Source organism: Pseudomonas sp. AC193 (assembly GCF_979258075.1).
The window spans coordinates 2,851,311-2,865,056 of record NZ_OZ409832.1 but is presented as its reverse complement, the minus strand read 5'-3'; the positions used below and the strand labels follow the sequence as shown (position 1 = coordinate 2,865,056).

General features: G+C 61.7%; 12 protein-coding genes. All 12 read right to left on the bottom strand.

Going from position 1 to position 13,746, the window contains the following annotated elements; all coding sequences use genetic code 11:
* Positions 1 to 198: 198 nt before the first annotated feature.
* Complete coding sequence (gene paaZ / locus ACZZ0D_RS12915; RefSeq protein ID WP_463553449.1) at positions 199 to 2,262, bottom strand: phenylacetic acid degradation bifunctional protein PaaZ; 2,064 nt, start codon at positions 2,260 to 2,262, stop codon at positions 199 to 201.
* A gap of 1,183 nt (positions 2,263 to 3,445) precedes the next feature.
* Complete coding sequence (gene paaE / locus ACZZ0D_RS12910; protein ID WP_463553448.1) at positions 3,446 to 4,522, bottom strand: 1,2-phenylacetyl-CoA epoxidase subunit PaaE; 1,077 nt, start codon at positions 4,520 to 4,522, stop codon at positions 3,446 to 3,448.
* A 30-nt stretch (positions 4,523 to 4,552) separates the two neighbouring features.
* A complete protein-coding gene (gene paaD, locus ACZZ0D_RS12905; protein ID WP_463553447.1) occupies positions 4,553 to 5,086 on the bottom strand; it encodes a 1,2-phenylacetyl-CoA epoxidase subunit PaaD in 534 nt (177 codons plus the stop codon).
* Complete coding sequence (gene paaC, locus ACZZ0D_RS12900; RefSeq protein WP_463553446.1) at positions 5,073 to 5,834, bottom strand: 1,2-phenylacetyl-CoA epoxidase subunit PaaC; 762 nt, start codon at positions 5,832 to 5,834, stop codon at positions 5,073 to 5,075. Before paaC ends, paaD begins: the two co-directional genes overlap by 14 nt.
* Positions 5,835 to 5,842: 8 nt before the next feature.
* Positions 5,843 to 6,124 (bottom strand): 1,2-phenylacetyl-CoA epoxidase subunit PaaB, encoded by a 282-nt coding sequence (gene paaB / locus ACZZ0D_RS12895; protein ID WP_008079627.1) that lies wholly within the window; start codon positions 6,122 to 6,124, stop codon positions 5,843 to 5,845.
* Positions 6,125 to 6,286: 162 nt separating this feature from the next.
* A complete protein-coding gene (gene paaA / locus ACZZ0D_RS12890) occupies positions 6,287 to 7,276 on the bottom strand; it encodes a 1,2-phenylacetyl-CoA epoxidase subunit PaaA (protein ID WP_053119427.1) in 990 nt (329 codons plus the stop codon).
* A 268-nt stretch (positions 7,277 to 7,544) separates the two neighbouring features.
* The gene (paaK, locus tag ACZZ0D_RS12885) at positions 7,545 to 8,870 is read right to left on the bottom strand and encodes a phenylacetate--CoA ligase PaaK (protein ID WP_463553445.1); all 1,326 of its coding nucleotides are present in this window, start codon (positions 8,868 to 8,870) and stop codon (positions 7,545 to 7,547) included.
* A gap of 99 nt (positions 8,871 to 8,969) precedes the next feature.
* Positions 8,970 to 10,181, bottom strand: coding sequence for a 3-oxoadipyl-CoA thiolase (gene pcaF / locus ACZZ0D_RS12880; RefSeq protein ID WP_463553444.1), 1,212 nt, complete (start codon positions 10,179 to 10,181; stop codon positions 8,970 to 8,972).
* Complete coding sequence (gene paaI, locus ACZZ0D_RS12875) at positions 10,174 to 10,623, bottom strand: hydroxyphenylacetyl-CoA thioesterase PaaI (protein ID WP_053119433.1); 450 nt, start codon at positions 10,621 to 10,623, stop codon at positions 10,174 to 10,176. Before paaI ends, pcaF begins: the two co-directional genes overlap by 8 nt.
* A complete protein-coding gene (gene paaH / locus ACZZ0D_RS12870; RefSeq protein WP_463553443.1) occupies positions 10,610 to 12,124 on the bottom strand; it encodes a 3-hydroxyacyl-CoA dehydrogenase PaaH in 1,515 nt (504 codons plus the stop codon). The genes paaI and paaH overlap by 14 nt, the downstream gene beginning before the upstream one ends.
* A gap of 2 nt (positions 12,125 to 12,126) precedes the next feature.
* Positions 12,127 to 12,918: a 2-(1,2-epoxy-1,2-dihydrophenyl)acetyl-CoA isomerase PaaG gene (gene paaG / locus ACZZ0D_RS12865; protein ID WP_053119437.1), complete on the bottom strand. Its 792-nt coding sequence runs from the start codon at positions 12,916 to 12,918 to the stop codon at positions 12,127 to 12,129.
* Positions 12,919 to 12,951: 33 nt separating this feature from the next.
* Complete coding sequence (gene paaF / locus ACZZ0D_RS12860) at positions 12,952 to 13,722, bottom strand: 2,3-dehydroadipyl-CoA hydratase PaaF (protein ID WP_463553442.1); 771 nt, start codon at positions 13,720 to 13,722, stop codon at positions 12,952 to 12,954.
* Between the last annotated feature and the right edge of the window lie 24 nt (positions 13,723 to 13,746).

Below are 13,746 nucleotides of genomic sequence, written 5' to 3'. Positions count from 1 at the left end.
CTGATCGCCCTTTTAAACTATTGGGCGATCTGCTTTGGGCAGGTGCTGAATGGCTTGAAGCCCACAGCGGCTCTACAGTTGCCCAACAATCGTCGATATTTCTATCGGCGTGTTTATTGTTTCAGCCTGTTTAATAACTCCAGAACCCAATCAAATCCCCTGTGGGAAAGGGGCAACCTTGCGCTGCCCCTTTATTCGTTACGCTGCGACTTCTTCGCGCTTCACCACCAACGTCAAAATGTCATAACTGGCCACCAGTTCACCGAGCTGGTTGGTGACTTCCACATCCCACGCCACCACGCCTTGCGGAATGCCTTGCGGGCTCTTCTTGCCTTGGTCGATCTTGCGTTTGCAGGTCAGGCGCGCCTGAATGGTGTCGCCGATACCGACCGGGTTGATGAAACGCAAAGTGTCGAGGCCGTAGTTGGCCAGCACCGGGCCGGGCGCAGCGGAGACGAACAGGCCAGCGGCCGCCGACAGCACGAAATAGCCGTGGGCGATGCGTTTGCCGAACTGCGATTCCTTGGCGGCGATGTCGTCGAAGTGCATGTAGAAGTGGTCACCGGACAGACAGCCGAAGTTGACCAGATCCGCTTCGGTGACAGTGCGGCGGTGAGTCAGCAGCGACTCGCCGATCTGCAGATCCTGGAAGTGTCGACGGAATGGATGCACTTCGGTCTCGATGACTTTTGCGCCGCGCACGTGTTCACCGGTGACGGCAGCGAGCATGGTCGGCGAGCCCTGCAAGGCGGCGCGTTGCAGGTAGTGTTTGACCGCGCGCAGGCCGCCGAGCTCTTCACCGCCACCAGCGCGACCCGGGCCGCCGTGTTTCAGTTGTGGCAGTGGCGAACCATGGCCGGTGGATTCGGCAGCGGATTCGCGATCCAGCACCAACAGACGCCCGTGCCAGGCCGCGGCAACCGGAATGGCTTTGGCGGCGATTTTCGGATCTTTGGTGACGAGGCTGGCAACTAGACTGCCCTTGCCGCGCGCGGCCAGCACCAACGCTTCATCGAGATCGTCGTAAGCCATCAGTGTGCTGACCGGGCCGAAGGCTTCGATGTCATGCGCGCCACCTTCGGCGTGCGGATCACGGGCCAGCAACAGCGTTGGAGCGAAGAATGCGCCTTGGCTGACGTTTGCGCCGCGCGGTTCGAAACCGTCCTCAGCGCCGAACAGTTGATCGCAGCTTTGCAGCAAGCTTTGCAAGCGTTCGCCGACGTCCTTCTGCTGATCATGGGAAGCCAATGCACCCATGCGCACGCCTTCCACGGATGGATCGCCGACGACGACTTTCGCCAAACGATCGCGCAGACGTGTGGCGACGGCGTCGATGTGTTGCTTGGGCACGATGGCGCGGCGAATCGCCGTGCATTTCTGCCCGGCCTTGGTGGTCATCTCGCGGGCGACTTCTTTGATGAACAGCTCGAACTCTTCGTCGTCCGGGGTTACGTCAGGGGCGAGGATCGCGCAGTTCAGCGAGTCGGCCTCGGCGTTGAACGGCACCGAGTTGCGGATCAGGTTCGGGTTGACGCGCAGCTTGGCGGCGGTGTCGGCGGAACCGGTGAAGGTCACCACGTCCTGGCCTTGCATGCGGTCAAGGAGGTCGCCGGTGCTGCCGATCACCAGTTGCAGGCTGCCGGTCGGCAACAGGCCCGAGGCATCCATCATGCGTACCACGGCCTCGGTCAGATAACTGGTGGCGCTGGCCGGTTTGACAATGCACGGCATGCCCGCGAGGAAGCACGGCGCGAATTTTTCCAGCATGCCCCAGATCGGGAAGTTGAACGCGTTGATGTGCACCGCGACGCCGCCGCGCGGCACCAGAATATGTGTGCCGGCAAAGGTGCCGAGTTTGCCCAAGGGCAGCGCCGGGCCTTCGTGGACGATGTTGCCCGACGGCAACTCACGCGCGCCGAGGCCGGCGTAGGTGAATAGCGTGCCGTTGCCGCCCTCGATGTCGATCCAGCTGTCGGCGCGGGTGGCGCCGCTGTGGTGCGAGAGCGCGTAAAGCTCTTCCTTGCGTTCGCTGAGGTACAGCGCCAGGGCTTTGAGGCGTTGCGCGCGTTGCTGGAAGTCGAGCTTCATCAGTTCGGTGACGCCTTGGCGGCGACCGAAGTCGATAGCTTCGGCGAAGTCCGGGCGCTCTTCATGCGTGCGCGCCAGTTCGTGGCCGTCGATGGCGCTGCGCAGGATTTGCGCGCCGTGCTGGCCGATCCAGCGGCCGGCGAGGAAGCTTTGCAGGGTAGGGGCGTGGGACATGAAATAAGCTCCTGTGCTTGAAATTAGTGTTGGCTGGCGCCGGACGCGCCGATGCCGGTCATCGAACGGATGAACTGAGTAAGTCCGCTCCCACATTGGTTCGTGTTGATGCCTGGCTCATTGAGCACCACCATTCCCCTGTAGGAGTGAGCCTGCTCGCGAAAGCGGTGTGTCAGGCAACTTCAGTGTTGAATCTGATGACGCCTTCGCGAGCAGGCTCGCTCCCACATGGTTTTGTGTTGATGCCTGGTTCATTGAGCACCACCATTCCCCTGTGGGAGTGAGCCTGCTCGCGAAAGCGGTGTGTCAGGCAACTTCAGTGTTGAATCTGATGACGCCTTCGCGAGCAGGCTCGCTCCTACATGGTTTTGTGTTGATGCCTGGTTCATTGAGCACCACCATTCCCTTGTAGGAGTGAGCCTGCTCGCGAAAGCGGTGTCTCAGATGACATCAATGTTGAATCTGATGACGCCTTCGCGAGCAGGCTCGCTCCCACATGGTTTTGTGTTGATGCCTGGCTCTGTGAGCACCACCGTTCCCCTGTGGGAGCGGGCTTGCTCGCGAAAGCGGTGTGTCAGGCGACATCAATGTTGAATCTGATGACGCCTTCGCGAGCAAGCCCGCTCCCACATTGTTTTGTGTTGATGCTTGGCTCATTGAGCACCACCATTCCCCTGTGGGAGCGAGCCTGCTTGCGAAAGCGGTGTGTCAGGCGACATCAATGTTGAATCTGATGACGCCTTCGCGAGCAAGCTCGCTCCCACATTGTTTTGTGTTGTTGCTTGGCGCTGTGAGCACCGCCATCCTCTGTGGGAGCGGGCTTGCTCGCGAAAGCGGTGTGTCAGGCGACATCAATGTTGAATCTGATGACGCCTTCGCGAGCAGGCTCGCTCCCACATTGTTTTGTGTTGATGCTTGGCTCATTGAGCACCACCATTCCCTTGTAGGAGTGAGCCTGCTCGCGAAAGCGGTGTGTCAGGCAACTTCAGTGTTGAATCTGATGACGCCTTCGCGAGCAGGCTCGCTCCCACATTGTTTTGTGCTGATGCCTGGCTCTGTGAGCACCACCGTTCCCCTGTGGGAGCGAGCCTGCTTGCGAAAGCGGTGTGTCAGGCGACATCAATGTTGAATCTGATGACGCCTTCGCGAGCAGGCTCGCTCCCACATTGTTTTGTGTTGTCTTTTAGAACTGGTCGAAATCGAGGACGACTTTGTCGCTCACTGGGTACGCCTGGCACGACAGCACATAGCCCGCCGCGACTTCGTAATCTTCCAGCGCATGGTTGCTGTCCATGTCGACTTCGCCTTCGATGACTTTGCACTTGCAGGTCGAGCACACGCCGGCCTTGCACGAGTACGGCAGCTCCAGGCCTTGCGCATTGCCGGCATCGAGCAGGCTCTGGGTGTTGCGCGGCAGTTCGAACGCCACGGCGCGGCCGTCGCTGATCACGGTGATCTGGCTGACCCCGGCGTCGAGCATCTGCGCGGCTTCGCGGGCTTCGCGTTTGTGCTGGCTACCGGCAGCGGCGAACAGTTCGAAGTGGATGCGCTCGGCGCCCATGCCTTTGGCCTTGAGGCTGTCGCGTACGGTTTCGGTCATCTCTTGCGGGCCGCAAATGAACGCTGCGTCGAGGGCTTTGACGTCGAGCCAGCGGCTGAACAGTTGCTCGCATTTCTGCGCGTCGATGCGACCGTTATAAAGGTCAACATCCTGCTGCTCGCGGCTGAACACGAAGATCAGATTGAGGCGTTGCAGGTAGCGGTTTTTCAGGTCTTCCAGCTGTTCACGGAACAATGCGCCCGAACTAGAGCGGTTGCCGTACAGCAACGTGACGCGGCTGTGCGGTTCGTTCTCCAGCGTGGTTTTGATGATCGACAGAATCGGCGTGATGCCCGAACCCGCTGCCACGGCGAGGTAATTGCCATGCCGCGCCGGATCCAGATCAACATGGAAATGCCCGGCCGGCGGCATCACTTCCAGCGTGTGCCCGGGCTGCAATTGCTCATTGGCAAACGCCGAAAACCGCCCGCCGGCCACGCGTTTGATCGCAATGCGCAGTTCGCCGTCATTGACCCCGGTGCAGATCGAATACGAGCGGCGCACTTCTTCGCCGTCCATCTGCGTGCGCATCACCAGGTGCTGGCCCTGAGTGAACTGAAAACTGTCCTGCAAATGCTGCGGAATGTCGAAGGCGATGGACACGGCGTCACGGGTTTCGCTGCGTACATCCTTGATGGTCAGGCTGTGAAATTTGCTCATTATTGTTCTCCCGACACGGCGCTGTGCCGTTCAGATGCACTTGAAATAGTCGAAGGGCTCGCGGCAATCGCAGCAGCGGTACAAGGCTTTACACGCGGTCGAACCGAACTCGCTGAGCACTTCGGTGTGGGCGCTGCCGCACTGCGGGCAGAGCACCGTCGGGCTCTCGCCGAGCAGCGTGCGTTTGCTTGCGCTGCCATCGGGCGGGGCGATGCCGTAAGCGCGCAGGCGTTCGCGGCCATCGGCGGTGATCCAGTCGGTCGACCACGCCGGGGTCAATTTGCGCTCCAGTTTCGGCGCAGTGAATCCGGCCTGTTCCAGCGCGGTGCGGATGTCATCCTCGATCACTTCGGTGGCCGGGCAACCGGAGTAGGTCGGCGTGACCACCACGTGCAGATGCCCGGCCTGCCAGTCGAGATCGCGGACGATACCCAGATCGACCACGCTGACCACCGGCACCTCCGGATCCATGACTTCGGCGAGGGTCGCCCAGGCCTTGTCCAGATCACCGAGCAGCGCCTGCCGGGCGCCGCGATCGCTGGTGATCAGCTCACCAGGTTGCATCGGGGTACGCTCGGGGCAGGAACTGCATTTCTGCGAGCAAAATGCCCAAGTGTTCGCTGTGCAGACCGCGACGGGCATTCAGATAGAAGTAGCTCGGCGCTGCCGGGACGGGCAGGGTGGCGCGGGCGAATACCTCGTTAACCGTGGTTTGCCATTGCGCAGCGACGCTGGCGATGTCCGGGGAAATACCGGCCGCGCACAGACGTTGTTCGCTGTCGTCAGCGGCGATCAGTTCGACGGTAAAACGCCAGACTTCCGGAATCGCCGCGAGCATGCGCCGATGGCTTTCTTCGGTGCCATCGCCCAAGCGCTCGATCCACTCGCCGGAGCGGCGCAGGTGATAGGTGACTTCCTTGACCGCCTTGGCGGCGATCCCGGCAATGCGTTCGTCGCTCGACTGGCTCAGGCCCTGCAACACCGGCAGGTGCCAGGCGTCGTAGAGGAATTGCTTGAGCATGGTCACGGCGTAGTCGCCATTCGGTTGCTCGACCAGCAGCAGATTGCGGTAGGCACGCTCGTCGCGGCGGAAGGCCAGATCATCGGCATCGCGGCCGTCATCCAGCAACTCGGCAGCGTATTCCAGCCAGTGCCGCGCCTGGCCAACGAGGTCGAGGCCGACGTTCATCAGCGCCAGTTCTTCTTCCAGCGCTGGCGCCTTGCCGCACCATTGGCACAGACGCTGGCCCTGAATCAGGGCGCTGTCACCGAGGCGCAGCAGGTATTCGATCAGATCGGTTTTATCGTTCATGGTCGACCTCACATGTGCCCGACTTCGGCCGGCAGTTCGTAGAAACTGGCGTGGCGATAAACCTTGTCGTCAGCCGGGTCGAACAGTGGGTCTTTTTCATCCGGCGACGAGGCGGTGATCAGCGCCGAAGGCACCACCCACAGGCTCACTCCCTCGCTGCGACGGGTGTAGAGCTCGCGGGCGTTTTCGATGGCCATGGTGGTGTCGGCGGCATGCACGCTGCCGACGTGTTTGTGATTGAGGCCGTGCTTGCTGCGCACGAAAACTTCGAAAAGGGTCCATTGGGACATGTCATTCACTCCACATCAGTTCGGTTAGTGCGGCTGACAATCGATCGTTCCCACGCTCCTGCGTGGGAATGCAGCCCGTGACGCTCCGCGTCACTGGACGCAGAGCGTCCCTTGAGGCGTTCCCACGCAGAGCGTGGGAACGATCAGCAGTCGTGCCTTGGGTCAGGCGGCGTTTTTGTTGTTTTTTTTACGGGCATGGGCGACGGCGGCTTCGCGTACCCAGGCGCCGTCTTCAATGGCTTTGCGGCGGGTGGCGACGCGTTCCTGATTGCACGGGCCGTTGCCCTTGAGCACTTCGTAGAATTCGTTCCACTGGATTTCGCCGAAGTCGTAGTGGCCGCGCTCGGCGTTCCACTTCAAGTCAGGATCGGGGCAGGTGCAGCCGAGCAGTTCGAGCTGCGGGATGGTCTGGTCGATAAAGCGCTGGCGCAGTTCGTCGTTGCTCTGGCGTTTGATCTTCCAGGCCATCGATTGCGCGCTGTTCGGCGAGTGCTCATCGCTCGGGCCGAACATCATCAGCGACGGCCACCACAGGCGATTGATCGCGTCCTGCACCATGTCTTTTTGCGCCTGAGTGCCGTGACGCATCATGGTCAGGAGGATTTCGTAGCCCTGGCGCTGATGGAAACTCTCTTCCTTGCAGATGCGCACCATGGCCCGCGAGTAAGGTCCGTACGAAGTGCGCTGCAGCACCACCTGATTGACGATCGCGGCGCCGTCGACCAGCCAGCCCACCGCGCCCATGTCGGCCCAGTTCAGCGTCGGGTAATTGAAGATGCTCGAATACTTGGCTTTGCCGCTGTGCAGCTTGGCGATCTCTTCATCGCGGTCGGCGCCGAGAGTTTCCATCGCGCTGTAGAGGTACAGACCGTGGCCAGCCTCGTCCTGAATCTTCGCCATCAATTGCAGTTTGCGTTTGAGTGACGGTGCGCGAGTCACCCAGTTGCCTTCCGGGAGCATGCCGACGATTTCGGAGTGGGCGTGCTGGGAAATCTGCCGGATCAGCGTCTGGCGATACGCATCGGGCATCCAGTTCTTCGCTTCGATCTTGATTTCTGAATCGATTTTTTCCTGGAAGGCGCGTTCCTCTTCGGACATCTCCGCAAGGTCTTTGATGCGCTTGACGCCGGTTTCTACAAGCTGTGCGTACATTATTGTTCTCCTGCCTCAGGTTTTTCGAAGGCATGTTCGAGGGCATGGAGAACTTTATAAGTGATACGGAAATTAATATCAAACACAAAATAACGTGTCGTATGTTTTTTCTGTATCGCTTCGGATGAGTGGTGAGCGTTGCCGCGCATTTGCAAAGCGGAAAAACGCGCACGGCGATGCTCGGCAGAGCATCGCCGTGGTTTTGCAGGGGGAGGGAGGGATTGCAGCGAGCAGCGAAGGCCTTGCACCTTCGCCGCTGTTATTGCTTTTAAGCTTTCACGCGTTTGTCGATCACATGGCAGGCCTTGCCTTCCGAGCGTTTGATCGAGAATGGCGGCTGCAGCAATACCCGTGAACTGATACCGATGTAGGTCTTGATGTGCTTGCTCAGCTCGCCGCACAGGGCTTTCTGCTGTTCATCACTCAAGCCTTGATGCTCGGTCTTGAGCTCGACGTGGACATCGACGCTGTCGAGATTGCCGTTGCGATACAGGTGAATCTCGTATGACTCCGACAGCTGTTTGACTTTCAGCACCTGCTCTTCGACCTGGGTCGGGAACACGTTGACGCCGCGGATGATCAGCATGTCGTCGCTGCGGCCGGTGATCTTGTCGATACGGCGCATCGGGCGTGCGGTGCCCGGCAGCAGGCGAGTGAGGTCGCGGGTGCGGTAGCGGATCATCGGCAGGGCTTCTTTGCTCAGCGAAGTGAACACCAGTTCGCCCATCTGCCCGTCCGGCAGCACTTCGCCGGTGATCGGGTCGATGATTTCCGGGTAGAAATGGTCTTCCCAGATCGTTGGGCCGTCGCGGCTTTCCGCGCATTCCATGGCTACACCCGGGCCCATGATTTCCGACAAGCCATAGATGTCCAGAGCAGTGATGCCCAAGCGTGCCTCGATGGCGCTGCGCAGTTCGGCAGTCCACGGCTCGGCACCGAAGATGCCCAGGCGCAGGGCCAGTTTATGCGGGTCGATGCCCTGACGTTCGATCTCGTCGGCGATGTTGAGCATGTACGACGGCGTGACCATGATGATGTCGGGCTGGAAATCCTTGATCAGCTGCACTTGTTTTTCGGTCTGGCCGCCGGACATCGGGATCACTGTGCAACCGAGGCGTTCGGCACCGTAATGCGCGCCGAGGCCGCCGGTAAACAGGCCGTAACCGTAGGAGATGTGCACCTTGTCACCGCGGCGGCCGCCGCCCGCGCGAATCGAACGGGCAACGATGTTGGCCCAGGTGTCGATGTCGTTCTGCGTGTAACCGACCACGGTCGGTTTGCCGGTGGTGCCGCTGGACGCGTGCAGGCGCACGACGTCATGCATCGGTACGGCAAACATGCCGTAGGGGTAGTTGTCGCGCAGGTCGGATTTGGTGGTGAACGGAAATTTCGCCAGATCGTCCAGCGAGCGAATGTCGTTCGGGTGCACACCCAGCGCATCGAAGCGTTGACGGTACAGCGGCACATTGTTGTAGGCGTGGTTGAGGCTCCAGCGCAGGCGCTCGAGTTGATGCTGACGCAACTGGTCGACGCTGGCGGTTTCCAGCGGATCCAGTTCTGGGTTGAGCACGGCTTGGGCAATTGGCATGTTCATGACTTCACTCGAATTATTTTTGTGTTTCAGCCCCGGTGGCGCAGGGCTCTGAGTGCATGCCCCAAGGATACCTGTCGGCACCTCGGGAATCGCGGTTCTTTAGTCGGATAAACGCTCGATCACCAGCGCGATGCCTTGACCGACACCGATGCACATGGTGCACAGCGCATAGCGGCCCTGACGCTCTTCCAATTCCTGCAGGGCGGTGGTGACCAGTCGCGCGCCGCTCATCCCCAGCGGATGGCCGAGGGCAATGGCGCCGCCGTTCGGGTTGACGCGTGGGTCGTCATCGCCCAGACCGAGTTCACGCAGCACCGCCAGACCTTGCGCGGCGAACGCTTCGTTGAGTTCGATGACGTCCATGTCGGCGAGGCTGAGGTTGGCCAGTTCCAGCACCTTGCGCGTGGCCGGCACCGGGCCGATGCCCATGATCCGTGGCTCGACGCCAGCGGTGGCCATCGCCACGACCCGGCCGCGTGCCTTCAAACCGTAACGCTGTGCGGTTTGCGCATCGGCCAGCAGCAAGGCGCAGGCGCCGTCATTCACGCCCGAAGCATTGCCGGCGGTGATGCTGCCGCCCTCGCGGAAGGGTGTGCCGAGTTTTTGCAGTTGTTCCAGCGTGGTGTCGGCGCGCGGGTGTTCGTCATGCTCGACGACTTTGGCCGGGCCTTTGCGCTGGGGGATTTCCACGGCAACGATTTCTTTCGCCAAGCGTCCGCTGGCCTGCGCGGCCGAGGCGCGTTGCTGGCTGCGCAGGGCGAAGGCGTCCTGGTCGGCGCGGGAAATGTTGAACTGTGCGGCGACGTTTTCTGCGGTCTCCGGCATCGAATCAATGCCGAAGATTTTCTTCATCAGCGGATTGACGAAACGCCAGCCGATGGTGGTGTCGTACATCTCCGCCGAACGGGAAAACGCGGTTTCAGCCTTGCCCATCACCAGCGGTGCCCGCGACATCGATTCGACGCCGCCGACCAGCATCAGCCCGGCCTCACCGCTGCGAATCGCCCGTGCGGCAGTGCCGATCGCATCCAGCCCTGAACCGCACAAACGGTTGAGCGTAGTGCCTGGCACGCTGACCGGCAGCCCGGCCAACAGCGCCGACATGCGCGCAACGTTGCGGTTGTCTTCACCGGCCTGATTGGCGCAGCCGTAGATCACGTCGTCGACCTGGCTCCAGTCGACTTGCGGGTGGCGGCGCAACAGTTCACGCAGCGGCACCGCACCGAGGTCGTCGGCGCGCACGCTGCTCAAACTGCCGGCGTAGCGACCGATCGGGGTGCGCACGGCGTCGATGATCAGAGCGTCATTCATGGGGAGTCTCCGGCGTCAGCACGGTGCCGCGCACTTTGTAGGATTTGCCGTGGAACAGGGCGATCAACTGGCCCTGCTGGTTTTCAATGCGCACGTCGTAGTTGCCAGTGCGGCCCGAGCGCGATTGCTCGGTGCAGCGTGCAGTGAGCGTGTCGCCCAACTGCGCGGGCGCGATGTAGTCGATGCTGCAACCGATCGCCACGGTGGCGTCGTTGTAACTGTTGCAGGCAAAGGCAAACGCCGAGTCGGCGAGGGCGAAGAGGAAACCGCCGTGGCAGGTGCCGTGGCCTTGAATCATGTCGGCGCGCACGCCCATGCCCAAGGTGCAACTGCCGGGCGCGGCGCTGATCAGGCGGATGCCCAAGCCTTGGGTGGCGGCATCGCGGTCGAACATGGTTTGCGCGCAACGGCTGGCGAGGCTCATGGCTTCAAGGCTGGTCATGGAATGTGCTCCCTTCGGCGACTTTGCGGCGCAACAGCAGCGATGGCCGATAGCGTTCTTCGCCGTAACTGGCTTGCAGGTGGTCGAGGACTTGGGTGATCTGCGCCAGGCCGATGCGCTCGGCCCAAGCCAATGGGCCTTGCGGATAATTGACCCCGGCGCGCATGGCCAGATCAATGTCTGCTGCCGAGGCAACGTCGTGCAGCACGGTGTCGGCGGCTTCGTTGGCGAGCATGGCGACGGTGCGCAGCACGGCGAGGCCCGGCGTGTCGCTGAGCAGACTGACCTGCAGGCCGGCGCTTTGCAGCAGGGCGATGCCTTGTTCGCGGGCGTCAGTGCTGATGTCTGCCGAGCAGCTGATGGCGATACGTTTGGCGCTGGCGTAATCGAAAGCCAGGTCGATCAGGATCAGGTTGCGCAAACCATCTTCCTTGGCGCGTTGGCTGGCCATGCGCCCGTCGCTCAGGGCCAATACCGCGTCGCCGACCCTTAACAGGCCTATGCCATCGCGCTTGATCACGCTGGTTTTCAGGCGTGGCAGCAAATCGTTGAGGACGCCGAGATCGCCTTCGACCATGCAGCTTTCGACGCTCGCATTGCTGCTGATTTGTTGCGGCTGCGGGCGTTGCGCGCCTTCGTTGTAATTGTAGAAACCACGTCCGCTTTTGCGGCCGAAACGCCCGGCGTCGACCAGTTCTTTCTGGATCAGCGACGGCTGAAAACGAGTGTCGCCGTAATAGGCGTCGAACACCGAACAGGTCACCGCGTAATTCACATCGTGGCCGATCAGATCAGTGAGTTCGAAGGCGCCCATAGCGAAGCCGCCAGCCTCACGCATCAGCGCGTCGAGGGTGGCGCAATCGGCGGCGCCTTCCCGCAACAGGCGCAGACTTTCGGCGTAGAACGGCCGGGCCACGCGATTGACGATGAAACCCGGCGTCGAACGGGTGTGAACCGGTTGCTTGCCCCAGGCTTTGGCCGTCTCGAACAAGGTCTGGGCGAGGGCGGGATCGCTGGCCAACCCGGAGACAATTTCCACCAATGGCATCACCGGCGCCGGGTTGAAGAAGTGCAGTCCGAGCAGACGTTCCGGGCGTTGCAGCCCTGCAGCAATGCTGGTGATCGACAGTGAAGAAGTGTTGCTGGCGAGAATGCAGTCATCGCCGCAAAGACTTTCCAACTGTTTGAACAACCCGCGTTTGACTTCAAGGTTTTCGACAATCGCTTCGATGATCAACGTGCAGTCGGCCAGCGTTTCGATGGCTTCTACCGCGTGCAGGCGAGCGACGATGGCGCCGCGCTCATCCGCCGCGAGTTTGCCTTTCTCCACGCGTTTGCCGAGTTGGCGGTCGATACCGTCGATGGCTTGCGCGGCGGCGCCCGGACGATTATCCAGCAGCAACACCGAATGCCCGGCTTGCGCCGCGACTTGCGCAATGCCGGCGCCCATGGCGCCGGCACCGATCACGGCGATTTTTGCGTTGCGGTCGAGTGCGCTCATGTTCAGCGACCCTTGAACGCTGGGGTGCGTTTGTCCATGAAGGCGCTGACGCCTTCGCGGTAATCCTCGCTGCGCCCGGCCAGCCGTTGCAGGTCGCGCTCCAGCTCAAGCTGTTCATCGAAGGTGTTGCTGAGGCTGGCGTTGAGGCTGCGTTTGATCAGCGCCAGACCGTAAGTCGGTTGTGTGGCCAAGTGGCGGGCGAGGGTCAGCGCTTCGTCGCGCAATTGCGCGTCATCGACGCAGCGATAGATCAGCCCCCATTGCTCGGCCTGTTCGGCGCTCAAACGGTTGCCGAGCAAGGCCAGGGCTTTGGCGCGGGCCATGCCGACCAGTCGCGGCAACGTCCAGGTGCCGCCGGAATCCGGGATCAGGCCGATTTTGCAGAACGCTTGAATGAAGCTCGCCGAACGCGCCGCCAGCACCAGATCGCAGGCCAGCGGAATGTTCGCCCCGGCCCCGGCAGCGACGCCGTTGACCGCGCAAATCACCGGCATTGGCAGATCGCGCAACTGGCGGATCAGCGGGTTGTAGAAGGTTTCGATCGACACGCCGAGATCCGGCGCTTCAGTGCCTGGCGCGACATTGCGGTCGCTGAGGTCTTGCCCGGCGCAGAAACCACGACCTTCACCGGTCAGTAGCAGCACGCGCACTTCCGGGCTCTGCCGCACCTGCTTCAGCGCTTCCTTGACCTCCAGGTGCATGGCGGTGTTGAAGCTGTTCAGTTGCTCGGGCCGGTTGAGGCTGAGCAGGGCGACGCCGGCCTCGATGGAAAACAGGATGTGTTCGAAGTTCATGGGCAAGGCTCTCCGGGAGATCGTTCGATTCGATTACTGGCCGCGAAACTGCGGCGCTCGCTTGTCTTGAAAGGCGCGGATGCCTTCATCGCGGTCGTCTGTGCCGGCCAGCAAGGTGAAGGCGTGGCGCTCGAAACGCAGGCCGCTGGCCAGATCGGTGTCCATCGCCTTGAGCAGCGCTTCCTTGGCCAGACGCACGGCCAATGGCGCTTTCGCGGCGATGGCGTGGGCGATCTGCAGGGCGCGTTCGACGGTGAATTCCGGCTGGGTGATTTCGCTGACCAGGCCGGCGCGCAGGGCGTGGCGGGCGTCGATGGCTTCGCCGGTGAGCACCATCTGCATCGCCAGGGATTTACCCACGGCACGCAGCAATCGTTGGGTGCCACCGGCGCCGGGCATGATCCCGAGGTTGATTTCCGGCTGACCGAAACGCGCGTCTTCGCCGGCAATCAGGATGTCGGCGTGCATCGCCAGTTCACAGCCGCCACCGAGGGCGAAGCCGTTGACGGCGGCGATCAGCGGCTTGCTGAAGCGGGTGATGGTTTGCCACGAGGCTTGGCGCGGGTCATTGAGGATGCCGACCAGATCGCGCTCGGCCATTTCCTTGATGTCGGCGCCGGCGGCGAAGGCTTTGCGGCTGCCGGTCAGCACCACGGCGCGGGTGTCGGGGTCGGTTTCGGCGGCGCTCAGTGCAGCGGCGAGTTCGCCGAGCAGTTCGGTGTTGAGGGCATTCAAGGCCTGCGGACGTTGCAGGGTGATCAGGCGCACAGCTTGCAGCTGTTCAACGGCCAGGGTTTGAGGCATGGCAAAGGCCCTCACGGAGCACGC

Bases quoted from the DNA above. Each gene is read 5' to 3' on its own strand.
- paaZ (WP_463553449.1), bottom strand. From the start codon at position 2,262: ATGTCCCACGCCCCTACCCTGCAAAGCTTCCTCGCCGGCCGCTGGATC.
- paaE (WP_463553448.1), bottom strand. From the start codon at position 4,522: ATGAGCAAATTTCACAGCCTGACCATCAAGGATGTACGCAGCGAAACC.
- paaD (WP_463553447.1), bottom strand. From the start codon at position 5,086: ATGCAACCTGGTGAGCTGATCACCAGCGATCGCGGCGCCCGGCAGGCG.
- paaC (WP_463553446.1), bottom strand. From the start codon at position 5,834: ATGAACGATAAAACCGATCTGATCGAATACCTGCTGCGCCTCGGTGAC.
- paaB (WP_008079627.1), bottom strand. From the start codon at position 6,124: ATGTCCCAATGGACCCTTTTCGAAGTTTTCGTGCGCAGCAAGCACGGC.
- paaA (WP_053119427.1), bottom strand. From the start codon at position 7,276: ATGTACGCACAGCTTGTAGAAACCGGCGTCAAGCGCATCAAAGACCTT.
- paaK (WP_463553445.1), bottom strand. From the start codon at position 8,870: ATGAACATGCCAATTGCCCAAGCCGTGCTCAACCCAGAACTGGATCCG.
- pcaF (WP_463553444.1), bottom strand. From the start codon at position 10,181: ATGAATGACGCTCTGATCATCGACGCCGTGCGCACCCCGATCGGTCGC.
- paaI (WP_053119433.1), bottom strand. From the start codon at position 10,623: ATGACCAGCCTTGAAGCCATGAGCCTCGCCAGCCGTTGCGCGCAAACC.
- paaH (WP_463553443.1), bottom strand. From the start codon at position 12,124: ATGAGCGCACTCGACCGCAACGCAAAAATCGCCGTGATCGGTGCCGGC.
- paaG (WP_053119437.1), bottom strand. From the start codon at position 12,918: ATGAACTTCGAACACATCCTGTTTTCCATCGAGGCCGGCGTCGCCCTG.
- paaF (WP_463553442.1), bottom strand. From the start codon at position 13,722: ATGCCTCAAACCCTGGCCGTTGAACAGCTGCAAGCTGTGCGCCTGATC.